Source organism: Myceligenerans xiligouense (assembly GCF_003814695.1).
Taxonomy (GTDB): domain Bacteria; phylum Actinomycetota; class Actinomycetes; order Actinomycetales; family Cellulomonadaceae; genus Myceligenerans; species Myceligenerans xiligouense.
The window spans coordinates 3,086,437-3,111,709 of record NZ_RKQZ01000001.1 but is presented as its reverse complement, the minus strand read 5'-3'; the positions used below and the strand labels follow the sequence as shown (position 1 = coordinate 3,111,709).

The following is a 25,273-nucleotide window of genomic DNA, read 5'->3' as shown; positions in this document are numbered from 1 at the left end:
GGCCGGCGCCCCGACCGCCATCCACCAGGAGGAATCGTGACAGCAGCCGACGAGGTCACCACCGCGCACCCATCCGGAGCCAGGACGACGAAGCTGGCCGTCGTCGGTGCCGGCGCGGTCGGGACGACGCTCGCGTACGCGGCACTCGCCCGGGGAACCGCACGCTCCGTGGCACTGATGGACGTGAACAAGGCGAAGGTCGACGCGGAGGTCCTCGACCTCCAGCACGGCCAGATGTTCGTGCCGCAGGCGGAGATCGTCGGATCCGACGACGTCGCCGTGTGCGAGGGAGCCGATGTCGTCGTCGTGACCGCGGGGGCAAAACAGAAACCCGGCCAGACGCGCCTCGAGCTGGCGGAGTCGACCGTCGGCCTGACGAGAGAGATCCTGCCCGCCCTCGTCGACGTGGCGCCCGACGCGATCTTCCTGATGGTGACCAATCCCGTCGACGTCGTCACGTACGCCGCACAGAAGTTCTCGGGTCTGCCGCGGGAGCGGGTCTTCGGGAGCGGGACGGTGCTGGACACCTCGCGGCTGCGTGAAGCGATCGCGCGGGAGGCGGGGGTGGCGGTCGGCAACGTCCATGCCTACATCGCCGGGGAGCACGGGGACTCGGAGATCGCCCTGTGGAGCTCGGCGTCGATCGGCGGGGTGCCCCTGCTGGAGTGGACGGGGCTGGCCGGGAGGCCCGCGCTCGACGAGGAACTCCGGACCCGCATCGCCGGCGACGTCGTGCAGTCGGCCTACCGGATCATCGAGGGCAAGGGCGCCACGAACTATGCGATCGGCCTGGCCGGGACCCGGATCATCGAGGCCGTCCTCAAGGACGAGCACCGGGTGTTGCCGGTGTCCTCGTACCTGGACGACTACTACGGGATCCGCGACGTCTGCCTCTCGGTGCCGGCGCTCGTCGACCGCCGCGGGGCGGCCGAGACGATCGAGGTGCCGCTGTCCGACGGCGAGTTGCACGACCTGCGCGCCTCCGCCGAGCGCGTGCGCGCGATCCAGCAGCGGTTCGGGCTGTGACGTGCTGCCGGGCCAGCACCCCGCGTGCTGACCCGGCGGGGCGTCACAGGCTGCGCAGCACCGCGACGATGCGCCCGAGGATCTGGGCCTCGTCGCCGGGGATGGGTTCGTAGGCCGAGTTCTGCGGCATGAGCCAGACGTGCCCGTCGGCCTGCTTGAACGTCTTGACCGTGGCTTCGCCGTCGATCATCGCCGCGACGATCTCGCCCTGCTCCGCGACGTTCTGGCGGCGCACCACGACCCAGTCGCCGTCGCAGATCGCGGCGTCCACCATGGAGTCGCCCGCGACCTTGAGCAGGAAGAGCTCGCCGTCGCCGACCACCTGGCGCGGGAGCGCGAAGATGTCCTCGACGGCCTGTTCGGCGAGGATGGGACCGCCCGCGGCGATCCGGCCCACGAGCGGGACGTACGACGCCGGCGGGGCGGACTCGGACTGTTCCGCGGCCCCGCCCCAGTGCACCTCACCCGGCTGCGGGTTCTGGCGCGCTCCCGACTCGGGATCGACCAGCTCCATCGCGCGCGGGCGGTTCGGGTCCCGGCGCAGGAAGCCCTTGCGCTCGAGTACCTGGAGCTGATGCTTTACGCTCGACGGGCTCGCGAGGCCGACCGAATCACCGATCTCGCGCATCGACGGCGGGTATCCGCGTGCCTCGAACGACTCACGGATGCAGCCCAGCACCTTGCGCTGGCGGGGGGTCAGACGATCGGCGGCGGCGCCGAGATCGAGCGGTTCGTCGTTCCGGGCGATGGTGCCGACACTGCCCAGGCTTCCCGGCATCATGCCCGGCGTCCTCTCACGTCCCGTCATGCTGTGGCCCTCCTCGTCGTTTGATGCCGCCAACTCTAGACCGGGTTCAGGCGAATCTCAAACGGATGTTCGAGCGTGTCTCGACACGAACGGTGTCGCGTGTTACACAATGGTACGAGTGTTCGTCGTACGCTTGTGCGACGGACAAGTGTTCGACAGGCTACTTCGGGAGGCGGTCATGAGCACCTCGACCACGCTGGAGCACCACGGGCTCGGGAGGTCGCGGGGCGCGGCATCCCGGGCGGGCAGGCGCCATCTGCGGGTGGTGCCGCCGCTGGAGGATGCGGCAGCCGTCCCGGCCGCCCGCCCGGCGTCCGCGCGGCCGGACGACAGGGCCCCGGCGGCCTCGGCTCCGAGCCCTGGTGGGCGGAGTCTCGCCGCCCGTCTCGGCCTCGAGGGATTGCGGCTCACCGCCAGGGGCAGGTTCGCCGTCGCCGTCGTCGCGCTGGTCGTGGCGGCTCCGGTGGTGTGGGGCGCGACGGCGGTGGCGAGCTCGCCCGTGGATCCGGTCGAGGTGCGTGCCCACGCCGTCGAGCCCGGGGAGACGCTCTGGGGGCTGGCCGCGTCCGTCGCGGAGCCCGGCCAGGACGTGCGCGATGTCGTGCGCGAGCTGCAGGAGCTGAACGGTCTGCCGACCGGCGGCCTGACGGTGGGGCAGACCCTCTACGTCCCGGCCGGATGACCGCCGGCCGGCAGTGAGGTCGGCAACGTTCTCGGCATATCGCTGCAGTCGTGTTGCATGGGTGCGGTTTGCCCGCATACGGTCAAGTCCCGACCGGGAGGACCCGGTCGCTGGACGAGCCCGCAGGAGACCGCATGCACTGCCCGTTCTGTCGTCACGGTGACTCTCGCGTAGTGGACTCGCGGACGTCGGACGACGGTTCGTCGATCCGCCGCCGGCGGGAGTGCCCGGCGTGCCACAAGCGCTTCACCACCATCGAGACGGCGAGCCTGACCGTGGTCAAGCGGTCTGGGGCGACGGAGCCGTTCGTGCGGGACAAGATCGCCACGGGCGTGCGCAAGGCATGCCAGCCGCGTCCGGTGAGCGACGACGATCTGGCGCTCCTCGCCCAGCGCGTCGAGGAGACGCTGCGCAGCACCGGCAGCGCGGAGATCGAGGCGAACGAGATCGGCAAGGCGATCCTGGGGCCGCTGCGGGAGCTCGACGTGGTGGCCTACCTGCGCTTCGCCAGCGTCTACCAGGACTTCTCGTCGCTGGAGGACTTCGAGGCGGCGATCACCGACCTGCGCAAGGACGCCGAGGTGCTTCCGGGGCGCGAGCCCGGCCAGGGCGACGCGGACGACGCGTCCCACGCCGAGCCGGTGTGACGGGCGTCGCGCGGAGCCGCGGGAAAAGGGCTGGCGCTTCTCGTCCGCGCGGGAGAGGCTGGTCGCACGGACCCGGCCAGGGATCCTGAGACGACGAGGAGGTGGTCGGTGTGACGTCCGAGAGCAACGATCGCGGCACCGCGCCCAGCGAGGACGCCAAGGCGAAGTTCCGCGAGGCGCTGGAGCGCAAGAACAGCGCGAGCCACCGCACGGCCGAGGCGGAGCGGAACACCGGAGCGGTGCACGGCCCGGAGACCACGGGCCCCGTGCAGAAGATGTTCCGCCGCAAGAGCGGCTGAGGCTGGTCGACCGAGGCCGCCGACCGGGTGTCTGACCTGGCCGGCGGCCTTTGTCGTACCTCATGTGGCGCGCCCCGGAGGGTTCGACCGGGACCGGTTCCGGGACCGGAACTGGCTCGGCGACGCACCGGTGACCCGGGTGAAGGCGTGGCTGAACGAGCTCTCCGACGCGTACCCGAGACGTCCGGCCAGTGCGGCGACCGTCGTGCCGGGCTCGAGCAGGGCCCGCTGGGCCAGCCGGATGCGCCAGCCGGACAGGTAGTTCAGCGGGGGCTGCCCGGAGACCTCCCGGAACCGGTGGGCGAAGTGGCTGCGCGACATCCCGGCGGCGGAGGCCAGGTCGTCGAGCCCCCAGGCGCGGCCGGGTTCGGCATGCATGGCCGACACCGCGCGGCGCAGCTGCGGGTCCGCGAGCAGGCGCAGCCATCCGGGGCGGGTCAGGGCGTCGCGCTCGATGCCGACGCGCAGCACCTGGAGCAGGAGCAGCTGGGCGTGCTGGTTCGTGGCGAACCCGGCGCCGGGCCGGTCGCTCGTGCTCTCCTCGATGATCCGTTGCAGCAGACGCCGCATCTCGGCCGCCTCGGCACTCGCCGCGCTGACGTGGGTGACGAGCGGCAACGCCGACGTGAACATCCCGGCCGTGGCCGGGTCCAGGTCGACGTGTCCGCCGAGGACGACGACGTCGTCGCGCTCGGCGTCGCCGTGCCGGGCGGCCCGGCCCGCCGCGGGTGGCGGCTCGTCGGCCGCGTCCACCGGCCGCAGCCCGAGGTCGCTGCAGAACACCATGGAGCTCGCGCCGTTGAGCACCACGGCGTCGCCCGCGACGATGCGCACCGGTGGGGCGTCATCGACCACCAGCCAGGTGGCTCCGTGCACGACGGCGTCCAGCTTGACGGGCGCATCGGGGCGGAACCGGACGGCCCAGCTGCCACCGGCCCGGAACTCGCCCGAGATCACGTTCCGGGCGTCGGCGAGAGCGAGGGTCTCCGAGAGCGGGTCGCGCTGCATGACCAGACTCTAGATCAAGAATGCGGCACCCAGAAGCATTCAAAGTGCTGAATCGGTCGACCAGGATGGTTCGTGGACGGCCAAGAGGGGCGTCCGGGAACCAGAACGACCGGAAGCAGGATCGATGATGGAGCGGGTCACCTTCAAGAACGGAAGCGTCGAAGTCGCCGGGAACATCTACTTCCCCGCCGACTTCGACAAGAGCAAGAGGTACGCCGCGATCGTGAGCGTCCACCCGGGCAGCGGCGTGAAGGAGCAGACCTCCGGGCTCTACGCCCGGCGGATGTCCGAGCTGGGCTACGTGGCGATCGCGTTCGACGCCTCGCACCAGGGGGAGAGCGGTGGCGCACCGCGCTTCCTGGAGGACCCTGCGGTCCGGGTCGAGGACGTCCGGTCCGCGGTCGACCTCCTCATGACGCTCGGCTACGTGGATGAGCGGCGGATCGGCGTGCTCGGCGTGTGCGCGGGCGGCGGGTACGCCGTCAGCGCCGCCCTGACGGACCACCGGATCCGGGCGGTCGGGGTGGTCTCGGTGATCAACATCGGCCGCGCCTACCGGGAGACCGGCGGGCCGGAAGGCGCCGTCGGCCGGACGCTGGACGCGGCGGCGCGGCAGCGCACCGCCGAGGCGCGCGGGGAGGAGCCGCTGATCACGCCGTGGACGCCGGACAGCGGGGAGGAGGCCGTACGGGCCGGGCTCACGGATCTCGACGTGCTGGGCGCGGTCGACTACTACCGCACGTCCCGGGGGGCGCACCCGCGCTCGTCCAACCAGTTCCTGTTCCGCGGCGCGGCGCCCCTCCTGGGGTTCGACGCCTTCCACCTCGTGGAGGAACTGCTGACGCAGCCGCTGCAGGTGATCGTCGGGGACCGGGTCGGATCGTTCGGCTCCTACCGTGACGGCCACGAGCTGTTCCGCAGAGCGCCTGGGCCGAAGGATCTGCAGGTCATCGAGGGCGCGTCGCACTACGACCTGTACGACCGGCCGGCGTACGTCGACCAGGCGGTCGAGCGGCTCGGAGTTTTCTACGCGGAGAAGCTGGGCGCCGTCGTCCGGGGGTCTGCGCGCTGACGCCCTACGCTGAGGCGCGCGCGGCCGGCTGCCGGACGGGCCGGGCGCGCCCACGAGGCCGGCGACGTCACACATCTCCGAGGCCGTGTCGGGCCGAGGAGCTGTTCCGCGCCACCGGGCCGGTGACGGAGGTCACCCATCCGGGACCGTTCCGGCACCGAACCATGCCTGGGGACACGGACGGAGGTGCTCGTAGGGCAAACTGGGGCGGTGGCATCACCACCCGTTCGGACCTCGTCGCGCGACACCGTCGACGCGATGCTCGCGGCCTGCGCCGGAGGCGACCCCGCGTCGTTCACCCCCGTGTACGACGCGCTGGGGCCGGTAGCCTACGGCACGTCGCTCGGCGTGCTGCGTGACCCCGACCACGCGGCGGAAGTGACCCAGGAGGTGATGGTGGAGGTGTGGCAGACGGCAGCCCGGTTCGACCCGGCGCGAGGCTCCGCCCGCACCTGGGTGGCGACCCTCGCACGCCGTCGTGCCGTCGACCGTGTCCGGTCGGAGCAGGCACGGCGCGAGAGGGACCAGCGCGACACCGACCTGCGGGTCGGGGAGCCAGGACGCGACGTCGTGGCCGAGGACGTCGAGCGGCGCCTCGAAGGATCCGCCGTGCGCCGCTGCATCGAGGGCCTGACGCCCACGCAGCGCGAGGCGGTCGTCGTCGCCTACTACGGCGGGTTCACCTACCGTGAGGTCGCGGAGCGGCTCGACGCCGCCCTCCCCACGGTGAAGAGCCGGATCCGCGACGGGCTCAACCGGCTGCGTGACTGCCTGGGGGTGCGTCGTGGCTGACGAGACGAGCGGCGGGCCGGAGAACCCGCGTGCCGACGCCCGGGACCTGCTGCCCGGGTACGCCTTGGACGCCCTCGACGAGCGGGAGCGCCGCTCCGTCGAGCGGCTGCTCGAGTCGGACGCCGACGCGCGTCGCGCGCTCGACGAGTACCGCGACGTCGTCGCGTCGTTCGTGGTCGAGGCCGAGCCTCCCGCGAGCCTGCGGGCGAGCGTGCTGGAGAAGGTGCGGACCACGCCGCAGGCGGGGCCGGCCGAGGGCCCGCCGTCGGCCGCCGGCCCCGGGGTCACGGGCGCGGCGGCGCAGCCTCGGCGACAGGCGGACAACGGGTCGGCCACGGGCGGGGAAGGCGTCGTCGTGGCGCTCGACGACGCCCGCCGCCGACGTCGCCGGCGCTGGGGCACCGCGGTGGCGTCCGTCGCCGCGGCAGTCGCGATCGCCGTCCCGACGACGGTCGCCGTGCAGCTGGCCGACGAGCGCGACCGCATGCGTGACCAGGTCCAAGCGGTGTCGGAGATGCTGGGCGACCCCGACAGCGCGATCCTGCGGGGCGCGGTCGAGGGCGGCGGCGAGGCCTCCGTGCTCGTCGCCGGCGACGACATGTTCTTCCACGCCGAAGGGCTTCCCGATCCTGGGGAGGGCGAGGCCTATCAGCTCTGGGTGGTCGCGGCGGACGGCAGTGTGTCGTCGGCGGGTGTGCTCGAGCTGAGCCGCGGCGAGACGTCGTCGTTCGTGCGGGCGTCGGGCGGGGTCGGCCTGGCCGTGACGGTCGAGCCCGAGGCCGGTTCGGAACAGCCCACCACGGAGCCGATCGTGGTTCTCGCCGCCTGACGTCGCGCCGCGCCCGGGCCGAGGCGGAGCCCGGCCGGACGAGAAGCCCGAACGGACGAGGAGCGCCTGTCCGTCATGGACAGGCGCTCCTCGTCCGTTCGGGCCCCTGGGGCGAACCGCGGTCGCCCCGCCGGGCGGGGCGACCGCGGGCGGGGTCACATCGACGGCATGAGCACGGAGTCGATCAGGTACACCGTCGCGTTCTGCGTCATCACACCGCCGCAGACGACGTCGGCGTCGTTCACCATGAGCTCGTCGCCGCTACCGGTCACCTCGACGGTCTCGCCCTGGACCGTGGTCTGCTCGCCGGCCACCTGGTCGGGGGTGAGCCGGCCGGGCACCACGTGGTAGGTGAGGATGCTCGTGAGCATGTCCGCGTCCTCGGACAGGGTGTCCATCGTGTCGGCGTCGATGGCCTCGAAGGCCTCGTCGACCGGCGCGAAGACGGTGAACTCGTCGCCGTTCAGCGTGTCGACCAGGTCCACGTCGGGGTTGACCTCGCCGCTCACGGCCGCGACCAGCGTGGAGAGCAGCGGGTTGTTGGAGGCGGCAACGGCGACCGGATCGGTGGCCATGCCGGTGATGGAGCCGGCGCCGTCCGGCACCTGCTCGGCGTAGTCCGTGCAGGCCGGGCCGACGAGGTCGGCGGCCGGGTCGGCCAGGTCCTCGTCCATGTCCTCCGTCTCCTCGCTCATGTCCTCGGCCATCGCCTCCTCCTCGGCGGCGGTGGTCTCCTCGGACTCCGACGCGCCGTCGTCGGCGGAACTGCACGCGGCGAGGCCGAGCACGGACACGAGGGCCAGGCCGACGACGGCGCGGGAGGTGCGGGTGCGAGCGTTCATGGTTCTCTCCTCGGTGTTGCCGCCCCGCGGGACACGGGGCGTCTCGCACCTGGTTCGGAACCGTCGACCCGGCGGATGGGGTCGGATCGCGACCAGTTTCCACCGGCTACCAGCACCGTCATCCCGCTGGCCGGCGGCTCGGCGCGTCAGCGGTGCGTCAGCGCCGCCGGGCCCGGCGGGAACTCCGGTCGCTCGAACTGGTCGTTGATGCGCAGGCGGACCGTGGTGTCCATCGCCATGAGCTTCTTCGAGGCCCCGCGGTGCGAGACGTCCGAGATGTCCGTGACCACGTAGCCGAGGTCGCCGTGGGTGGCGAGCATCTGGCCCTCGATGTTCGCGCCGTGGTCCGCGAAGATCTGGTTGACCTGCGCCAGCACACCGGGCACGTTGCGATGCAGCAGGGCGATGCGGCCGGTCCCGGTGTGCTCGAGCTGGAGCGTCGGCAGGTTGACCGACAGCATCGTGGACCCGGTGAGGATGTAGTCGCGCAGCTTCTTCGACACGAACTGGCCGATCGCCTCCTGGGCCTCCTCGGTCGAGCCGCCGACGTGCGGCGTGAGGATGACGTTCGGCAGGCCGCGCAGCACCGAGTCGAACTGGTCGCCCGACTTCTTGGGCTCGGACGGGAAAACGTCGATCGCCGCTCCCGCGAGGTGCCCGGACGTGATGTTGTCGCGCAGCGCCTCGACGTCGACCACGAACCCGCGCGACAGGTTGAGGAAGATCGCGCCGGGCTTCATCGCCGCGAAGTGCTCGGGGCCGAACATGCCGGCGTTCCCGGAGCGCCCGTCGACGTGCAGGGTGACGACGTCGGACGTCGCGAGGAGGTCCTCCAGCGTCTCGGCGCGCCGGGCGTTGCCGAGCGCGAGCCTCTCCTGCAGGTCGTAGAAGACCACGGACATGCCGAGGTTCTCCGCGAGCACGGAGAGCTGCGAGCCGATGTTGCCGTAGCCGATGATCCCGAGCGTGCGCCCCCGGACCTCGTGCGAACCGGTCGCGGACTTCTCCCACACCCCGGCGTGCAGCGCCTTGTCGCGCTCGGGCAGCCGGCGGGTGAGCCCGATGATCTCGGCGATCGCGAGCTCGACGACCGACCGCGTGTTGGAGAACGGCGCGTTGAACGCCGCGATGCCGCGATGGGCGGCGGCGGTCAGGTCGATCTGGTTGGTCCCGATGCTGAACGCGCCGACCGCCAGGAGGGAGTCGGTGGAGGACAGCACCTTCTCGGTCACCTGGGTCTTGGAGCGGATGCCGAGCAGGTGGACGCCGTCGAGGGCGGCGATCAGCTCGTCCTCGTCCAGGGCGCCCTTGCGGGTGTCCACCTCGAAGCCTGCGGCCTCGAGGTTGGCGGCGGCGCCGGGATGGATGTTCTCGAGCAGGAGGGCACGGTGCACGAGGTCATCGTGCTCCGTGCCGCTCCCTGAGACAAACGTGTTCCGTGATCCGGACGGTGCCGTCCGGGGCCCCGGTCTCAGCCCTCGGTGAACCCCTCCGGCAGTTCCTCGGCGTGGACGACGACGAGCCGCTGGGTGGGCCGGGTCATCGCCACGTACAGGTCGCTCAGGCTTCCCGGGCCGGCCGCGATCCGCCGGGGCTCCACCAGCACGACGGCGTCGAACTCGAGCCCCTTCGTCTCGTGCGGGGTGAGCACCGTGACCTGGCGGTCCTCGGGGCGCTGGGCGCCGATGCGCTCGGCCTCCGCGTCGCCCAGCGCCGCCGGCAGGGCCCGGGCCAGGGCCTCGGCGACCTCCCGCGTCCGGTGCGCGGGGGTGACCACGGCGATGCGGCCGGCCTCCGGCTCGACGAACTCCTTGGCGAGCGTCGCCGCCTCGTGCGCCACGTCGGGCGCCGCGACCTCACGGTCGCGGACCCGGACGAGCACGAGGGCGTCGTCCACGTCCCGCGCGGCGACCAGGTCGCTGACCGGGAGGCCACCCGCCCGGGCGACCCGCTGCGCGGTGTCGGCCACCGCCGCCGGGGTCCGGTAGGAAACGGTCAGCTCGGCGAGCCGCCAGCTCTGGCGCAGCAGCGGGTTCAGCATCGCGGCCCAGTCGCGTGCTCCGGCGGGCGAGGAGGTCTGCGCGACGTCGCCGACGATGGTCATCGACCGGGTCGGGACGCGACGCGCCAGGGCGTGCCACGCCATCGGCGAGAGCTCCTGCGCCTCGTCCACGACGACGTGCCCGAACGTCCAGCGGCGGTCGGCGGCAGCGCGCTCGGCGGTGGTGAGCGACGGCCCCGACGTGGTGAACCGCGCGGCGAGGGTCTCGGCGTCGACCGGGATCATCGTGCTCGCCGCGCCGGACGCGAGCACGTTCCGTGCGTGCTCGAGCGCCTCCGCCTGGGCGGCCACGGCCTGGGCGGCCTCCGCCCGGGCCAGCGCGTCGTCCTCTCCGAGCAGCTCGTACGCCTCGTCGAGCAGGGGCACGTCGGACTCGGTCCAGCCGCTGCCGGGCGCACGCCGCAGGAGGGCGCGCTCCGCCTCGCTCAGCTCGGGCGCCGCCTCGGCGAGCCGGTGCGGCTTCGCGTACAGGTCCTCCAGCAGCTTCTCCGGGGTGATCGGGAACCAGGCCAGGTTCAGGGCGACCCGGACGTCGCGGTGCTCGCGCAGGTCCTCGACGAGCGCGGCCCGGTCCTCGGCGGCGAGCCGTGTGCCGTCGACGTCCCGCACCTGATCGGCCAGCCGCCCCAGCATGTCCTTGACGAACGTGGTGCGGGCCTCGTTGTGCGGCTTGTGCGACCGCCGCGCACGGGCGATGGCGTCCCGCACGTCGTCCCGGCGGATCACGTGGTCGTGGCCCTCGACCCGCACGGGGAGATCGGCGGCGGGCACCCGCTCCCGCGCGCGCACGGCCCGCCGGATCACGCGGCGCCACAGCGGGCGCCCCTTGACGCGCGCGACGCCGGGCTCGTCCACGCCGGACGCCTCGACCCCCGGGATCAGCTCGGCGATCGTCGTGGCCACCACGCCGGTCTCGCCGAGTGACGGCAGCACCTGGTCGATGTATCGCAGGAACGCGCGGTTCGGCCCGACCAGCAGCACGCCCGACCGCTCCAGCAGCCGCCGGTGTGCGTACAGCAGGTAAGCCGCGCGATGCAGCGCCACGGCGGTCTTGCCGGTACCCGGCCCGCCCTGCACCACCAGCGCGCCGGTCAGTTCCGACCGGATGATCAGGTCCTGCTCGGCCTGGATGGTCGCGACGATGTCGGTCATCCGGCCGGTGCGTCCCGTCGCCATAGCGGCCAGCAGCGCGCCCTCGCCGGACAGCGATTCCGCCTCGATGCCCGAGTCGAGGTCCAGGACCTCGTCCTCCAGCCCCGTCACCGTGCGCCCCTTGGTCACCAGGTGCCGCCGGCGCCGGACACCGGCGGGGTGCAGCGCGGTCGCGCGGTAGAACGCCTCCGCCGCAGGGGCGCGCCAGTCCGTCAGGATCCCGCGGTGGTCGGCGTCGTTCAGGCCGATCCGGCCGACGTAGCGGACCTCGTCGCCCTCCAGGTCCAGGCGGCCGAACGCGAGCCGGTCCTCGACCGCGTCGAGCTGCGCGGCGCGGTCCTCGTACAGGGTGGCGAACGCGTCGCGCTCGCTGCGGTTCTGGTGCGTGCCGACGGCGCCCTGCATGCGCACGTCGCGCAGCCGTCGGCGCGTGGCCTCGCGCAGCTCGTCGAGGCGGGCATACAGGACGTCGACCACAGCCTGTTCGTGGCTCAACTCGTTCCCGATACCGGTCACGCGGGGACCTCCGTGATCTTGGCCGGACCGTTGCCGGGCCTGGGGTCGGTCAGTAGTCGGTCGTGAAAGACCGACCGACCATTATCCCCCGGAGGTCAAGAGGCTCGCGGTCGCCACACACGATGACAATCCCGGCACTGACACGGCGGCGTCTCCGTGCGTAGGATCGCGGCCATGGACCCGGCCGGGGCAACACCGCGTGACGACGCGGTCGACGACATTCCTCGCTCGCTCCCGCCGGAGCCGCCCGAGACGCTCACCCTCCTGCTCGTCGAGGACGACGACGCCGACGCCATCCTCGTGACCGACCTGCTCGCGCGCGGCGGGGTGCGCGCCGAGATGCACCGGGCGCGGCGCGTCACCGAGGCGCTGCGGGTCCTGGACACCATCCGCGTCGACTGCCTCCTCCTGGATCTCGGCCTGCCCGACGCCGTGGGCCTGAGCGCGCTGGAGCGTGTGGTCGCGCACGTGGACTCCCTGCCCGTGCCGCCGGCCGTCGTCGTCCTGACCGGCGACGCCTGCGCGGGCGCGGGGACCACGGCGATGGCGGTCGGCGCGGACGACTACCTCGTCAAGGGTGAGGTCGACGGCGACCGGCTCGCCCGGGCCCTGCGCTACGCCACGCTCCGGCGGCGCTCGGCGGCCCAGCAACTGGCGCTCTACCGCAGCGAGGTGCGTGCCGCCGAGACCATGCGCCTCGAGCGCGCGCTCCTTCCCGAGGCGGTGGTGCGCGACGACCGGATCTCGCTCATGGTCGGCTACCTGCCCGGCGGGAACGGGCTGCTCGGTGGCGACTTCTTCGACGCCGTCGAGCGTCCGGACGGGACGCTGATGATCGTCGTCGGCGACGTGGCCGGCCACGGCCCGGACGAGGCGGCGCTCGGCGCCTCGATGCGGACCGCCTGGCGCACCCTCGTGCTGTCGGGCACCGACCCCGGCGACATCCTGCCGCTCATGGAGCGGGTGCTCCTGCCCGAGCGGCACGGCCCGGAGGTGTTCGTCACGTTGTGCCAGGTCGTGGTGGCGGCAGGCCGCGATGTCATGGACGTCTACCTGGCCGGGCACATGCCCCCGCTGCTCGCGACACGTGGTGACGACGGCACGGAGTGCGCCGAGCTGACCGCCGTCGGGCGCGGCCGTGCCCTCGGGATCCCGGCGTCGGGGTCGTGGGAGGCGTCCCGGGTCGTGCTCCCCGGGTCGTGGACCGTGGTGCTCTTCACCGACGGCCTCGTCGAGGCCAAGATCACCGTGGACGACGACGGCACCCCCACCGCACCGGACGAGCGGGGGCACCTGCCGCGCCTGGGCGTCGACGGCCTGCGGGCCGTGCTGGCCGCCGAGCTCGACGGCGGGAGCCACGACGTCGTACCCCGCGTGCTGCGCCGCGTGCGGACGCTCCACGGCGGTCCGCTGGCCGACGACGCCGCGCTCCTGCTCGCGGGCTGGGACGCCGACGCCGACGCGGGCCCCGCCGAGCGCACCTCCACCCTGGCCGACTCCACCGAGTGGGGTCGCGAATGACCGTCCTGCCGGAGCCCTGGGAGAGGCCACTCGCCCAGGTGTCGATGCGTCGCAGGCTGATACGGCTCCAGGGCTCGGTGGCGACCGCCATCGTCCTCGCGCTGATCGTCGCGCTGCTCGCCTGGTCACAGGCGGCACAGGCCAGCAAGCTCCTCGAAGGGGCGTACTTCGACGCCCTCGCCGACGGCGACCAGGCGCGGCTGGCGCTCGTGGACGCCGAACCGTCGGTCCGCTCCTACTACGCGACCTGCAGCCCCGAGGTGCTCCAGCCGTACCGCCGGACCGCCGCCGACCCGGACCTGCTCGGTCTGGACATCGACCAGCGGATCCTCGACGCCCACCCGGAGGTCGCCAGGGCCCGGGAGCGCGCCACCCGGTCGACGACCGCGTGGCTGGACGACTTCGCGCGCCCGACCGTCGCGGCGATCGACGAGGCGCGCGTCGCCGCCCTCGACGGCCGGGAGGACAGTGAGGAGGACCGCGAGGAGGCGCGCGCCGAGTGCGTCGAGGAGGCCGAGCTGACGGTGCCCCCCGTCACCGCCGGCCGGGCGAGCGTCGCGCGGGCCCGCGACGACGTGGAGGAGTACCTGGAGGCACTGAGCGAGGCGCGGGCGGTGACACTGGCCGAGCGGCAGTCCTGGGACGCGGTGCTGGTCGGCGCGATCATGACCCTGGCGCTGGTCGTGGTCCTGCTGGGGACCCTGATGTGGCTGGCCCTCGAGACGTGGGTGATCAAGCCGGCGGCCATCCTCACGCGGGCGGTGCGCACGGTGGCGGCCGGCTCGATCGAGACGGAGATCAGACCCGTGGGCGCCGGCGAGATCATGTCCTTGTCGCTGCACGTGGAGGGGATGCGCCGCGAGCTGCTGCACCACATGGAGGACATGCGCCTCGCGCAGCAGGAGGTCGAGAACGCCCACGTGATGCTCACGGACCAGGCACGTGAGCTCGAGCGCAGCAACCGGGACCTCGAGCACTTCGCGTACGTCGCGTCGCACGACCTCCAGGAGCCGCTGCGCAAGGTGGCGGGCTTCAGCCAGATGCTCCAGCAGCGTTACGGGGACTCGCTCGACGACAAGGCCCACCAGTACATCGAGTTCGCCGTCGACGGCGCCAAGCGGATGCAGGAGCTCATCAAGGACCTGCTGAGCTTCTCCCGGGTGGGCCGTTCGGGGGAGGAGCACGCCGCCGTCGACCTCGACGAGGTGCTCGGCCGGGTGGAGGCCGACCTGTCGGAGCGGATCGCGGAGGCCGGCGCGACGATCACGCACGACCCGCTGCCGACGGTGCGCGGCGAGCCGCGCCTGTTGCACCAGGTGCTGGCGAACCTGCTGTCGAACGCGCTGAAGTTCCGCGAGCCGGAGCGGGACCCGGCCGTCCACATCGAGGTGCGGTCCATGCGCACGGCGTGGGAGATCTCGGTGGTGGACAACGGGATCGGCATCGAGCCGCAGTACGCGGATCGCGTGTTCGTGATCTTCCAGCGGCTGCATCCGAGGGGTGAGTACTCGGGGACGGGTATCGGCCTGGCGCTCGTCAAACGCATCGTGGAGCATCACGGGGGCCACATCTGGATCGAGCCCACCGAGGGGGGCGGCACGACCGTGCGGTTCACCCTGGCCAGGACCATGACCTCGGCCGGAGGCCGGCGCACATCGACCGAACGCGCCCAGTCCACTACCCTCGGGTGAGCCGGATCGGTCGCGTACGCGGCCGGTGCGGTGACACGAATGCTGTCGTTCGGGGAGGACCTCAGGTGGAAGACCGTAGGCCGATCGAGATCCTCCTGGTCGAGGACGACCCTGGCGACGTGCTGATGACGCAGGAGGCGTTCGCGGAGCACGAGACCCCGGTGAACGTCTCGGTGGCCGGCGACGGCGTGGCCGCGCTCGAGTTCCTGCGCAAGCAGGGACGGTGGGCCGACGCCCCCGAGCCCGACCTCGTGCTCCTGGACCTCAACCTTCCCCGGATGGACGGCATGGAGGTCCTCGCCGTCGTGAAGAACGATCCGATGCTGCGGCACATCCCGATCGTGGTGCTCACCACGTCGGACGCGCAGGAGGACGTCGTCGGGTCGTATTCGCTGCACGCGAACGCGTACGTGACCAAGCCGGTGGACTTCGACAAGTTCCAGGCCGTGGTGCGGCAGATCGACGAGTTCTTCGTCTCGACGGTGCTGCGCCCCGGACACTAGGCACCGGTCGCGGGAAGTTCCTCCCCCGTGCCGTTGTTGTCATGATCGCACCAGGGATCGTCGAGAAGGATACGGGGAAGAGATCGTGCTGGATCCGCAGAAAATCTACGAGGTTGACGAGGCCGCCGTGGCGCGGACCCTGAGCGCGCACGCCCCCGGCGACGAGCTCCCCGGGGCCGGTCCAGGCTCCGAGGTGGCGGAGCGTCGCGGCGTCGCGGGGCGGGGCGAGGGCCCGGTCCTGGTCCACTCGATGCGCGGGTTCGTGGACGCGGGCGCGGCGGGACAGATCGCCGTCGAGCACCTCGTCGGCGAACTGGCCACCGAGCGCCTGGTGACCTTCGACATCGACCAGTTGCTCGACTACCGCAGCAAGCGCGGCACGATGACGTTCGACAGCGACCGCTGGGTCGGGTACGACGCCCCGGAACTCGCGATCGACCACGTGACCGACAAGGACGGGACGGGCTTCCTGCTCCTGCACGGCGCCGAGCCGGACCTGCAGTGGGAGCGGGTCGTCGCGGCCGTGGAGCAGCTCGTGCGCCGGTTCGGCGTGAGCCTCGCGGTGGGTGTGCACGGGATTCCGATGGGCGTGCCGCACACCCGGCCGATGTCGCTGACCGCGCATGCCACGAGGTCGGGGCTGATCGAGGACTACACGTCGTGGTTCGGGTCGGTCAAGGTGCCCGGGTCGCTGGCGTCCCTGCTCGAGCTGCGGCTCGGCGAGGCCGGCCACGACGCGCTCGGGTTCACGATGCACGTGCCGCACTACCTGGCGCAGTCGCACTACCCGCCGGCGGCGGTGGTGGCCCTGCAGCACATCGAGCGCACGACCGGCCTGGCGCTGGGGATCGGCGCCCTCGACGCCGCGGCGGTCGACGCCCGGATCGAGGTGGAGCAGCAGGTGGCGGAGTCGGGTGAGATCGCGGCCGTGGTCAGGGCGCTCGAGGAGCAGTACGACGCCTTCTCCCGGTCGATCGGCCGGCCGAACCTGCTCGCGGAGTCCGCTCCGCTGCCCACCGCCGACGAGATCGGCGCGGAGTTCGAGCGTTTCCTCGCCCAGCAGGACGGGGCCGGCGACTAGCCCCGGACGGCGGATTCACGTACCCGATAGGGCACAAATATCCGTTATCCATGGCGGTGAAGGATGGTCCGTGCCACACTGGCGCACGCCGCACTGCGAGCTGCCGGCGCCACGCCCTGTGTGTCGTGCGTCCCAGGCACGTCGCGGCACGGTGCGGGCACTCGGTCCGCACGAAGTGACGGAAGGTCGAAAGACGCATGGCGCAGGGTTCTGTGAAGTGGTTCAACGCGGAGAAGGGGTACGGGTTCATCGCCCAGGACGGCGGCGGTGCCGACGTCTTCGTGCACTACTCCGCGATCGAGACGCAGGGTTACAAGTCGCTCGAGGAGGCCCAGCGGGTCGAGTTCGAGATCACGCAGGGCCCCAAGGGGCCGCAGGCGGAGCAGGTCGTCCCGCTCTGACACCGACGAAGGATGCGGTGCGGTGCGGGAGCCGGGGAACGGGCCTCCCGCCCGGAGCCGGACCTGCCGACGCGTCGCTCCGGCGCTGACAAGGGCCGTACCCCGTGCGCGGGGTGCGGCCCTTCGTCGTGCGCGGGTCAGCCGTGTGCCGGGGCGGCCGGGTCCGGTGCCGTCGGGTCCGGTGCCGTCGCGAGGGGAGGCGCGGTGCCGGCGAGGCGCGTGGCGTCCTCCCCGGCCAGCAGCGTGGCGGGCACGGCCAGCGTGCGCAGGGCCCGCCCGAGGGCGGGGTCCCGGAGGTCGGTGTGCCCGGGACCGCTCCGGACCGCCGCCAGCACCACGTTGCCGTACCTGCGCCCCTTGAGGATCGCGGGCTCGGCGACCGCCGCCAGGCGTCCGGACACCGCCGCCGACGGGCCGAAGACCTCGGCGAGGCTCGCGAGCTCCTGGCGCGTGACGGTCAGCGGCGGCCGGTCCGCGCAGTTCAGGAGCAGGACGCCGCCGGGCCGCAGCGCCCGCCGGGCCGTGTGCGCGAAGCGGGTGCCGACGAGGTGGCCGGGGGTGGCGTCGCCGGCGAAGACGTCCCGGATCACCACGTCGAACGACTCCGGGTGCACGCCCGCCAGCGCGCGGCCCGCGTCGTCGGCCCGCAGGCGCAGGCGGGGCGCGCGGGGAAGCGCGAACCACTCCCGCACGAGCTCGATCAGGCGGGCGTCGAGGTCGACGCCGAGCTGCCGGGAGCCGGGCCGCTCGTGCTCGACGTACCGGGCCAGGGCGCTGCCGGCGGCGCCGAGGTGGAGCACGCGCAAGGGCCCGGCGGGCAGGAGGCCGACGACGGCGGCCATCTGCTGCATGTACTCGAAGTCGAGGAACCCGGGGTCCCCCAGGTCGAGGCTCGAGCTCGGCACCCCGTTGACGTGCAGCGTCACGTGATCGGGACGATCCGGGTCGCGAATCACCTCCGCGGTTCCGGTGCTGATCGGGACCGGCCCGGTGGGGAATGTCAGTGTCCCGGTGTTCGATGGGGTGCGTCGGGCGGGGTGGGTCTTGCGGCGGGCCATGGGGTCCAGTCTCTCGCGCCGACGGGACGGATTGACACGTTCGAACGAATGTTCGACACTGACGGGTGAGGAACCGGATCGGAGGGCATTATGGGGATGACCCAGGGCAGGGGATCGGATGTCGTCGCCGCGAGCACGCGGGTGCCGCGGCCCGTGCCTCCCGGCGTCCGTGCGCTGCTGCGCCGGGCGGACGCGGAACTGGCGCAGGCGCACGCCGCGCCCCGGCCGGAGGACCGATTCCGGCACGCCCATCTCGCGGCCATCCGTGCGGCGGCCGCGGTCCTGGCGCTCCGCGGGCGCCCGTCGGCGCGATCGGGGGCCCGCACGGTCTGGGAGATGCTCGTCCGGGTCGAACCGGACCTGGCGCCCTGGTCCGGCTACTTCGCCTCCGGCGCGTCGCTCCGCGCGGCGGTGGACGCCGGGCGCACCGGCGAGGTGGACGCCTCCCGCGCGGACGAGATCGTGGCGTGCGCGGAGGACTTCCGCGACGAGGTGGCGATGCTGGCGGACCCGGACGCGGCCTTCGCGCACCGTCCGCATCTGCGGCTCGTGCCGGAGGCGTCGTGAGCGGGGGCCTGAGCCCGTGAGCCGCGGTCCGCGGTCCGTCGCCGCGCGGCGGGACTGGGGGTCGGACGAGTCCGGCTGCACGGTGATGCACGTCGACATGGACGCGTTCTTCGCCTCGTGCGAGATCGCCCGGCGGCCCGAACTGCGGGGCAAGCCGGTGATCGTGGGCGGGCAGGAGCGCGGCGTCGTGGCGGCGGCGACGTACGAGGCGCGTGCCTACGGCGTCAAATCCGCCATGTCGATGACACGTGCGCGCCTGCTGTGCCCGCAGGCGATCGTGATCACGCCGGATTTCGGCCTGTACTCGACCGTGTCACGCGGAGTGATGGAGATCCTGGGTGACGTCACGCCCCTGGTCGAGAAGGTCAGCGTGGACGAGGCGTTCCTCGACGTGGCCGGCGCGCGGAGAAGGCTCGGCGAACCCACCCGGATCGGGGCGGACATCCGGGAGCGGATCCGGGCTGCCTACGGCGTGACGGCGTCGGTCGGGGTGGCGCGGAACAAGTTCGTGGCGAAGCTCGCCTCGACGCACGCCAAGCCCGACGGGATGCTGCTGATCCCGGACGCCGCGACCGTCGAGTTCCTCCACTGCCTGCCGGTCGGCGCGCTGTGGGGTGTCGGGGAGAAGACCGAGAAGGCCCTGGCGGCGTGGGGGATCACGACGGTCGCGGAACTGGCGCACACCGACCTGCCGAGCCTGCAGACCGCCGTCGGGCGGGTGAGCGGGGCGCACCTCCACAACCTGGCCTGGGGCCGGGACCTCCGGCCGGTGGTGCCCGGCCGCGAGGAGCACAGCGTCGGGGCGGAGACGACGTTCGGTACCGACGTGCATGACGAGGCCGTGCTGGCGCGGCGGGTCCGGGAGCTCGCGGACCGGGTCGCGGCCCGGATGCGGCAGCAGGGCGTGGTGGCCCGCACGATCTCGGTCAAGGTGCGCACCAGCGACTTCGTCACGGTGACGCGGTCGCGGACCCTCGACGGGCCGACCGACGTGGCCCGGGACATCTACCTCGTGTCCCGGGAGCTGGTCGCTTCGGTGGACCGGCACGGCCTGCCGGTACGGCTCGTGGGCGTGCGTGGCGAACGCGTGCTCGCGCGGGAGGGGCTGGCCGCCCAGCCGACCCTGGAGGAAGCCGCCGACCCCCGCTCCGGTGCCCAGCGTGAGGCCGAGCTCGCGCTGGACGCCGTGCGCCGGAAGTTCGGCCGGTCCGCGATCGACCTGGGAGCCTGACCACGCAGATGGGCGGTGTCAGTTCCCGCTTCGTCCGGGATGTCGACTACCGTAGGGGGCGCGACCGGCTTATCCTGAGAGGGTCACCGTAACTTTGCGAGATCTGGGGGTCTCGATGCCGCTTTCCGAGTACGAGCAGCGAGTGCTGGAGCAGATGGAGCGCGCCCTCACCTCCGACGACCCGCGTCTCGCGAACACGTTGCAGTCTTCCGGGCGCCGATCCGTCACGCGGTACGTGCTGGCCGGCGTCGCCGTCGTCGTCGGCCTGCTACTCCTGGTGGTGGGCGTCGCGTCGTCCAGCACCTGGATCGGCGTGGTGGGTTTCGTCCTCATGTTCGCGGGCGTCGTGTTCGCCGTCGCGGCCCCGCGGCGGAAGCCGGGTCCGGCGGGGGTCGTGGACGCCGAGGGCAACGTCACGCCCCCGAAGCCGGGCAAGGGCAAGGACCAGCCGTCCGGCAGCGGAGGCTGGTCGGGGTTCCTGACCCGGCTCGAGGAACGCTGGGACCGCCGTCGGGATCAGGGCCGATGACCTCGGCCCCGCCACCCTGACTCAGCGGCCGATCGATCGGCGCAGGGCCGCACCGGATCCCCGGGGCGGCCCTTCTGCTGTGTGCCGGCGTTCGCCCGGGCGCTTCGCACCCGTCCGCCGTGCCCTCGTCCGTCCTTCCGTCCCTCGTGCGCCCCGGCCCCTTGTGCGCCCGGCCCCTTGTGCGCCCGTTCTCAGCGGCGCAGGGCCTGGGTCAGGACCTCGCCGACCCTGGCCGCCGGCGTGCCCGGCGCGGTGCCGAGGGCCTCGGCGATTCCCGCGGAGACGGTCTCGGTGAGCTCGTCGAGCTGTGTCGGCGACGGCGACATGAACTCGCGGGCGTAGCGTTCGTTCTCCGCCGCCTGCGCGATGGCGACGATCCCTTCCGCGGTCTCGTCGGGCAGCGGGCTTCCCGTGCGCGCCCGGACCTGCTCCGCGATGTCGTCGGGCGCCTGCCGGAGCGTCGTGGACGGGCCGAGCAGCACGTTCCTCTCGGCGAGCTGCGCCACCACACGCTGCCACGCCTGCTCCGGGTCGAGCGTCACCGAGTCCTGGCGACGCCGCAGGAGCAGCCAGAGCCCGCCCGTGCAGAGAGCCAGCACGAGCACGGCCGTGCCGGCCCAGACCTCCCAGGGCAGCGATTCCCCCGCGGCGCCCCGGCCGGCGGTTCCGGCCCCGGCGGGATCGGCCTCGGCCGTGGGGTCCTCCTCCTCCGGGTCGCCCTCCGGGACGCTCGTGGGGCGCGGCTCCTCGGGCACCTCGCTGGGTGCCGGTCCGGGAGCGGCGGCCGGGTTCGCGTAGTCGGGCAGCGGGCCGGTCTGCACCTGCGGTGTCGGTTCGAACCGGACCCACCCGAAACCCTGGAACCACACCTCGGGCCAGGAGTGCGAGTCCTGGCCGGTGACGGACCAGACGCCGTCGCCGTCGTCGTCGTTCCCGGGCAGGTACCCGACGCCGATGCGGGTCGGGATACCGAGCGAACGTGCCATGACGAAGAACGCCGTCGAGAACTGGACGCAGTAGCCCTGCCGGTCGGTCAGGAAGTCCCAGGTGGCGTCGTCCGTCCGGGCCGGTGCCGTGTCGGGGGAGTAGGTGAACCCGCCCTCGTGGTGCAGCCAGTTCTGCAGGGCCACGGCCTGGTCGTAGCGGGTGCGCGCGCCGTCGGTGACCTCGAGCGCGAGGTCGGTGGTCCGCGCGAGGTACTCCGTCTCCACCAGGGACGTGTAGTCGGCGTTGCCCGGCAGGCCGTCTCCCGCGGCGCGCAGGGCCGCGGGAGAAAGGCCGCGTCCGAACATCTCGACGGCGTACCGGGTGCCTTCGGCGAGCGCGTCGTCGCTGCGCACCTCGTCGAGGACCGGGTCCCAGCGCCATCCGTCGCCGCCCGGGGGGACCACGAGCCGGCGGGGGCCGCCGGGCACCGGCAGCAGGCCGTCGCGGCTCGAGGAGATCTGCACGTCGAGGCGGGTGGATCCCCCCGTGAGCGTCTCGGTCCCGGACACGAGCCGCGTCTCCGCGGTGACGTCGACCAGGCCGCCGTCGCGCGGGTCCCAGCTGACCCGGCGGCCGTCCCAGGCGGTGAACGTGCGCTCCCGCAGGGGTCCGCGCCGCTCCGGGGCCGAGATCTCGTAGGTGAGGACCTCCGCCGAGGACCGCGTCCCGAGACCGGCGCGCATGTCGAACTCGTCGGACAGCTCCAGGGACTGGCCCTGCGTCCGGAAGATCTGGGAGAAGCCGGTGGACACGCCGGGGACCGCCGCGACCACGGCACCCGTCCCCAGCGCGAGGACGGCCACGAGGACGGACGAGACCGCGGTGATCCAGGCCCGGGACCGTCGGGCCCGGGCGACGGCGGCGTCCTGGCTCGGCCCGCGCGCGAACCCGGCGCCGGACCGGTCGAGGGTGAGCAGCAGCAGCGCGGCGGTCACCGCCACGACGAAGGTGCCGGCGGGGATGCGACCCATGATCGACAGCGACGGCGTCCACAGCACCAGCAGGGGGAGGCCGGCCAGGGCGGGCATCCGCGCTCCCGCGAGGGAGTCGGCGACGAGGAACATCAGGAGCGTGCCGGCGACGGCGACCATCCCGATGGGCAGGCTGTCCTCGACGGGCGCGCGCTCCATGGTCATGATGTCGGTGGCGGCCGCGAACCGGTCGAGGACCCAGAGCCACTCGTCGCCCCCGACCAGCAGGGTCATCTCACCGGTCGCGGTGCCGTACCGCGCCAGGACGTACCAGGAGGCCACGGCCAGCCCGACAAGGGTGGCCAGGAAGGACACGGTCCCGGCCGCCCGTTCGGCCGCGTGGTCGCCCACCGACTCCCGTGCGGCGCCCTCGCCGCTCCCGTCGGCCCGCCCGGTGCCGGGCCGGGAGCGGGCCCGGTTCATCGCCCGGTTCAGCAGCGCCCACCGGGTCAGGCTCGTGCTCGCGGCGGTCAGGATCACGCCGACGACGCCGGCGAGTGTCCAGGCGCCCGGGTCGATGATCTCCCCGAGGGCGAACATCGACGCGATCGTCGCGACGGCGACCAGCGCGCCGCTCACCACCGTGCGGGTGAGTGCTCCGTGATGGGCCGGGATCATGCCGTTCCCTCGCTCAGGAGCGCCCAGGCGCGCTCGATGTCGGTGCCGGCCTCGCACCGCGCCACGTGCCAGCCCGCGGCGGTGAGCTCGGCGGCGGTGTCGTCCACGTCGTGCCGGAACCCCTTGCCGCGCGGGGCCACGAGCAGCGCCCAGCAGGAGCCGTCCGCGCCGAGGGCGGCCAGCTCGCGGCGGGTGTCCGGGGCCTGCGGCCCGAGGACCGCCACCAGGAGCTCGCTCGAGCGGCGGGCCAGGCGGAGCGCCCGGGCGGTGGTGCCGGCGGCGTGGGCCGCCTCCGCCGGCCCGCGGTGCCCGTGGAGGTCGACGCAGGCGTCGAGCAGCATGTGCCGGGCGGAGCGTGTCGGCACGAACCGGACGCCCTCCACGGCTGGGGCCGCACTGGTGGTGAGGATGCGCGAGGGATGTCCCGCATCCAGGAAGGACGTCGCAGCCGACGCGATCAGGTCCACCGCCCACTCGCCGTCGCTCACCGCCGCCGGACGGCTGAACGCCGCGGCGCCGTCCTGCTGGTGCGGCAGCAGACCGCGGTCCAGCAGGACGCTCACCGGCCGCACGCCGGCGCTCTCGTCGGAGCGCACCAGGAGCTGGCCGCGGCGCGCGGCGCTCGCCCAGTGCACCCGGCGGGGGTCGTCGCCGGGAACGTACTCGCGCAGTACGGCGTCGTCGGACGACTGCAGGCTTCCCCCCGCGGACGCCCGGTCGACGTCGCCCCGTGCCCGCGTGCGCATCGTGAGCTCGACGGTGCGTGGCCAGACCGCCACGCCCGTCGTGCCTCCCAGTGGCTGTGTTGCCCGGACCAGGCCGAACACGTCGGTGCGCGAGGTCAGCAGGGGGCCGAGCGGCCAGCGCCCGCGACGGGACGGCATGAGGGAGTACCTGACATCGATCCGTTCCGCACGGGCGTGCACGCGTGCGCGGATGCCCTCGTGGCCCGCGAGCTCGTGCGCGGCCTGCTCCGACAGCCGCAGGCGGGCGAGGCGCTCGTAGGCGGCGCCGGTCGGGGTGGCGGCGGAGACGGCGAGGTGGACGTCGGTCCGGGCGTCACGGACCACGGGGCTCGGGACCACCTGCCGGTGCACCACCAGGGCGCCGCGCCCTTCGTCGAGCCGCTGCAGCCCGGTGACCAGCCATGCGAGGGTGACGGCGAGCAGCGCCGCCGCGCCGGTGGCCACCAGGTCCGGCAGGGACAGCAGGAGGCCGGCGAGCACGAGCGCCACGCCGATCAGGCAGGCCCCGACGCCCCGGCCGGTGAGCCGTACGCGGCCGAGGCGGCGGAGTGCGCCCACCAGACGCATCAGCGGCGGTCGGCCCGGTCGAGCGCGGGCACGGGGGTGCGGCGGACGATGTCGTCCACGATCCGCTCGGGTGTCACGCCGCCCAGGCGCGACTCGGTGGTCTGGATGAGGCGGTGCGCGATGACGGGGCGGGCGAGCCGCTGGACGTCGTCGGGCAGCACGTGGTCGCGGCCCGCCATCGCGGCCATCGCCTTGGCCGCCTTGAGGAGCTGCAGCGAGGCGCGGGGCGAGGCGCCGAGCCGCAGGCCGGCATGGTCTCGCGTGGCGCCCACGAGGGCGAGCACGTACCGCTTGACGGAGCTCGACGCGTACACGCCGCGCACGAACGTCGAGTACCGGAGCATGGCGGCGCCGTCGGTGACGGGATCCAGGTGGCTCAGCGGGTTGTCGGCCTCCTGCCGCTCGAGCATGAGGAGCTCGGCGTCGGGATCGGGGTAGCCGACGGTGATGCGGGCCATGAAGCGGTCCCGCTGCGCCTCGGGCAGCGGGTACGTGCCTTCCATCTCGACCGGGTTCTGCGTCGCGACGACGAGGAACGGGCGGGGGAGCGTGTGCGTGGTGCCGTCGACGGTGGTCTGCCCCTCCTCCATGCACTCCAGGAGGGCCGACTGGGTCTTGGGGGACGCGCGGTTGATCTCGTCGCCGATGACGATGTTGCTGAACACCGGACCAGGGCGGAACTCGAACTCGTGGCTGTCGTTGCGGAAGATGTTCACCCCGGTCAGGTCGCTGGGCAGCAGGTCCGGCGTGAACTGGATGCGTCCCACGGCGCAGGCGATGCTGCGGGCCAGGGCCTTGGCGAGCGTGGTCTTGCCGACGCCCGGCACGTCCTCCACGAGCAGGTGCCCCTCGGCCAGGAGTACCGCGAGCGTGATGTCCGCCAGTCCGGGCCGGCCCGTGACCACCGACTCGATCGCCGCGCGAATCCGGCTCGTGGTGTCCACGAGCTCGGGCAGCAGCGCGGCCGGGTCGCCGGACGCCGCGCCGTTCCCGGAGCTCCGCCCGGCGAGGGCAGGCGGGAGCGGCACGGCCCCCGCGGAGCGGCGAACGGGCGCGCCACCTGCGGC

24 protein-coding genes are annotated in these 25,273 nt (G+C 73.2%); 15 read left to right on the top strand and 9 right to left on the bottom strand.

Annotation, left to right across the window (positions count from 1 at the left end; all coding sequences use genetic code 11):
* Positions 1 to 36: 36 nt before the first annotated feature.
* The gene (locus EDD34_RS13530) at positions 37 to 1,026 is read left to right on the top strand and encodes an L-lactate dehydrogenase (protein WP_123815045.1); all 990 of its coding nucleotides are present in this window, start codon (positions 37 to 39) and stop codon (positions 1,024 to 1,026) included.
* Between the two features lie 43 nt (positions 1,027 to 1,069).
* Here EDD34_RS13530 and lexA read toward each other — a convergent pair whose 3' ends face one another.
* Positions 1,070 to 1,834, bottom strand: coding sequence for a transcriptional repressor LexA (gene lexA, locus EDD34_RS13525; protein WP_123815044.1), 765 nt, complete (start codon positions 1,832 to 1,834; stop codon positions 1,070 to 1,072).
* Between the two features lie 178 nt (positions 1,835 to 2,012).
* Here lexA and EDD34_RS20700 point away from each other — a divergent pair, with 178 nt between their 5' ends.
* The 3 genes from EDD34_RS20700 to EDD34_RS13510 all read left to right on the top strand — a co-directional run bounded on the left by EDD34_RS20700 (position 2,013) and on the right by EDD34_RS13510 (position 3,462).
* Positions 2,013 to 2,516: a LysM peptidoglycan-binding domain-containing protein gene (locus EDD34_RS20700; RefSeq protein WP_170177079.1), complete on the top strand. Its 504-nt coding sequence runs from the start codon at positions 2,013 to 2,015 to the stop codon at positions 2,514 to 2,516.
* 134 nt (positions 2,517 to 2,650) lie between these two features.
* On the top strand, positions 2,651 to 3,163 hold the full coding sequence (gene nrdR, locus EDD34_RS13515; protein ID WP_123815042.1) for a transcriptional regulator NrdR: 513 nt from the start codon (positions 2,651 to 2,653) through the stop codon (positions 3,161 to 3,163).
* Positions 3,164 to 3,273: 110 nt separating this feature from the next.
* Entirely contained in the window at positions 3,274 to 3,462 is a 189-nt protein-coding gene (locus EDD34_RS13510; protein ID WP_123815041.1) for a DUF5302 domain-containing protein, read from the top strand.
* A gap of 60 nt (positions 3,463 to 3,522) precedes the next feature.
* On the opposite strand, the gene EDD34_RS13505 is transcribed toward EDD34_RS13510, so the two are convergent.
* The gene (locus EDD34_RS13505; protein WP_123815040.1) at positions 3,523 to 4,470 is read right to left on the bottom strand and encodes an AraC family transcriptional regulator; all 948 of its coding nucleotides are present in this window, start codon (positions 4,468 to 4,470) and stop codon (positions 3,523 to 3,525) included.
* A 127-nt stretch (positions 4,471 to 4,597) separates the two neighbouring features.
* On the opposite strand from EDD34_RS13505, the gene EDD34_RS13500 reads away from it, so the two are divergent.
* The 3 genes from EDD34_RS13500 to EDD34_RS13490 all read left to right on the top strand — a co-directional run bounded on the left by EDD34_RS13500 (position 4,598) and on the right by EDD34_RS13490 (position 7,163).
* On the top strand, positions 4,598 to 5,542 hold the full coding sequence (locus EDD34_RS13500) for an alpha/beta hydrolase (protein WP_211341584.1): 945 nt from the start codon (positions 4,598 to 4,600) through the stop codon (positions 5,540 to 5,542).
* A 210-nt stretch (positions 5,543 to 5,752) separates the two neighbouring features.
* The gene (sigK, locus tag EDD34_RS13495; RefSeq protein ID WP_123815038.1) at positions 5,753 to 6,334 is read left to right on the top strand and encodes an ECF RNA polymerase sigma factor SigK; all 582 of its coding nucleotides are present in this window, start codon (positions 5,753 to 5,755) and stop codon (positions 6,332 to 6,334) included.
* Positions 6,327 to 7,163, top strand: a complete 837-nt coding sequence (locus EDD34_RS13490) for an anti-sigma factor (protein WP_170177078.1) — start codon at positions 6,327 to 6,329, stop codon at positions 7,161 to 7,163. The genes sigK and EDD34_RS13490 overlap by 8 nt, the downstream gene beginning before the upstream one ends.
* A 155-nt stretch (positions 7,164 to 7,318) precedes the next feature.
* Here EDD34_RS13490 and EDD34_RS13485 read toward each other — a convergent pair whose 3' ends face one another.
* The 3 genes from EDD34_RS13485 to EDD34_RS13475 all read right to left on the bottom strand — a co-directional run bounded on the left by EDD34_RS13485 (position 7,319) and on the right by EDD34_RS13475 (position 11,735).
* The gene (locus EDD34_RS13485) at positions 7,319 to 8,005 is read right to left on the bottom strand and encodes a fasciclin domain-containing protein (protein WP_123815036.1); all 687 of its coding nucleotides are present in this window, start codon (positions 8,003 to 8,005) and stop codon (positions 7,319 to 7,321) included.
* A 146-nt stretch (positions 8,006 to 8,151) separates the two neighbouring features.
* Positions 8,152 to 9,399 (bottom strand): phosphoglycerate dehydrogenase, encoded by a 1,248-nt coding sequence (serA, locus tag EDD34_RS13480; protein ID WP_123815035.1) that lies wholly within the window; start codon positions 9,397 to 9,399, stop codon positions 8,152 to 8,154.
* 77 nt (positions 9,400 to 9,476) lie between these two features.
* Positions 9,477 to 11,735: a HelD family protein gene (locus EDD34_RS13475; RefSeq protein WP_123815034.1), complete on the bottom strand. Its 2,259-nt coding sequence runs from the start codon at positions 11,733 to 11,735 to the stop codon at positions 9,477 to 9,479.
* Between the two features lie 174 nt (positions 11,736 to 11,909).
* On the opposite strand from EDD34_RS13475, the gene EDD34_RS13470 reads away from it, so the two are divergent.
* The 5 genes from EDD34_RS13470 (at position 11,910) to EDD34_RS13450 (ending at position 16,932) form a co-directional block, all read left to right on the top strand.
* Positions 11,910 to 13,256, top strand: coding sequence for a PP2C family protein-serine/threonine phosphatase (locus tag EDD34_RS13470; protein ID WP_123815033.1), 1,347 nt, complete (start codon positions 11,910 to 11,912; stop codon positions 13,254 to 13,256).
* Positions 13,253 to 14,947 (top strand): sensor histidine kinase, encoded by a 1,695-nt coding sequence (locus tag EDD34_RS21215; RefSeq protein ID WP_246012403.1) that lies wholly within the window; start codon positions 13,253 to 13,255, stop codon positions 14,945 to 14,947. Before EDD34_RS13470 ends, EDD34_RS21215 begins: the two co-directional genes overlap by 4 nt.
* Positions 14,948 to 15,012: 65 nt before the next feature.
* Positions 15,013 to 15,450: a response regulator gene (locus EDD34_RS13460; protein WP_123815032.1), complete on the top strand. Its 438-nt coding sequence runs from the start codon at positions 15,013 to 15,015 to the stop codon at positions 15,448 to 15,450.
* 85 nt (positions 15,451 to 15,535) lie between these two features.
* Positions 15,536 to 16,531, top strand: coding sequence for a proteasome assembly chaperone family protein (locus EDD34_RS13455; RefSeq protein ID WP_123815031.1), 996 nt, complete (start codon positions 15,536 to 15,538; stop codon positions 16,529 to 16,531).
* Positions 16,532 to 16,728: 197 nt separating this feature from the next.
* Positions 16,729 to 16,932 carry a cold-shock protein gene (locus EDD34_RS13450; RefSeq protein WP_123815030.1) on the top strand — a complete coding sequence of 68 codons (204 nt, stop codon included), beginning with the start codon at positions 16,729 to 16,731 and terminating at the stop codon, positions 16,930 to 16,932.
* A gap of 137 nt (positions 16,933 to 17,069) precedes the next feature.
* On the opposite strand, the gene EDD34_RS13445 is transcribed toward EDD34_RS13450, so the two are convergent.
* Complete coding sequence (locus tag EDD34_RS13445; protein ID WP_123815029.1) at positions 17,070 to 17,990, bottom strand: spermidine synthase; 921 nt, start codon at positions 17,988 to 17,990, stop codon at positions 17,070 to 17,072.
* A gap of 96 nt (positions 17,991 to 18,086) precedes the next feature.
* On the opposite strand from EDD34_RS13445, the gene EDD34_RS13440 reads away from it, so the two are divergent.
* The 3 genes from EDD34_RS13440 (at position 18,087) to EDD34_RS13430 (ending at position 20,317) form a co-directional block, all read left to right on the top strand.
* Positions 18,087 to 18,557 carry an SAV_6107 family HEPN domain-containing protein gene (locus EDD34_RS13440; protein ID WP_246012402.1) on the top strand — a complete coding sequence of 157 codons (471 nt, stop codon included), beginning with the start codon at positions 18,087 to 18,089 and terminating at the stop codon, positions 18,555 to 18,557.
* 16 nt (positions 18,558 to 18,573) lie between these two features.
* Positions 18,574 to 19,788: a DNA polymerase IV gene (gene dinB / locus EDD34_RS13435; protein ID WP_123815027.1), complete on the top strand. Its 1,215-nt coding sequence runs from the start codon at positions 18,574 to 18,576 to the stop codon at positions 19,786 to 19,788.
* Between the two features lie 115 nt (positions 19,789 to 19,903).
* Positions 19,904 to 20,317 carry a DUF3040 domain-containing protein gene (locus tag EDD34_RS13430; protein ID WP_123815026.1) on the top strand — a complete coding sequence of 138 codons (414 nt, stop codon included), beginning with the start codon at positions 19,904 to 19,906 and terminating at the stop codon, positions 20,315 to 20,317.
* Between the two features lie 191 nt (positions 20,318 to 20,508).
* On the opposite strand, the gene EDD34_RS13425 is transcribed toward EDD34_RS13430, so the two are convergent.
* Genes EDD34_RS13425 through EDD34_RS13415 form a run of 3 tightly spaced genes read right to left on the bottom strand, consistent with a single transcriptional unit; the run spans position 20,509 to position 25,234 of the window.
* Positions 20,509 to 22,893: a transglutaminase TgpA family protein gene (locus EDD34_RS13425; RefSeq protein ID WP_123815025.1), complete on the bottom strand. Its 2,385-nt coding sequence runs from the start codon at positions 22,891 to 22,893 to the stop codon at positions 20,509 to 20,511.
* Positions 22,890 to 24,206, bottom strand: coding sequence for a DUF58 domain-containing protein (locus tag EDD34_RS13420; RefSeq protein WP_123815024.1), 1,317 nt, complete (start codon positions 24,204 to 24,206; stop codon positions 22,890 to 22,892). Before EDD34_RS13420 ends, EDD34_RS13425 begins: the two co-directional genes overlap by 4 nt.
* Positions 24,206 to 25,234: an AAA family ATPase gene (locus tag EDD34_RS13415; protein ID WP_123816525.1), complete on the bottom strand. Its 1,029-nt coding sequence runs from the start codon at positions 25,232 to 25,234 to the stop codon at positions 24,206 to 24,208. Before EDD34_RS13415 ends, EDD34_RS13420 begins: the two co-directional genes overlap by 1 nt.
* Between the last annotated feature and the right edge of the window lie 39 nt (positions 25,235 to 25,273).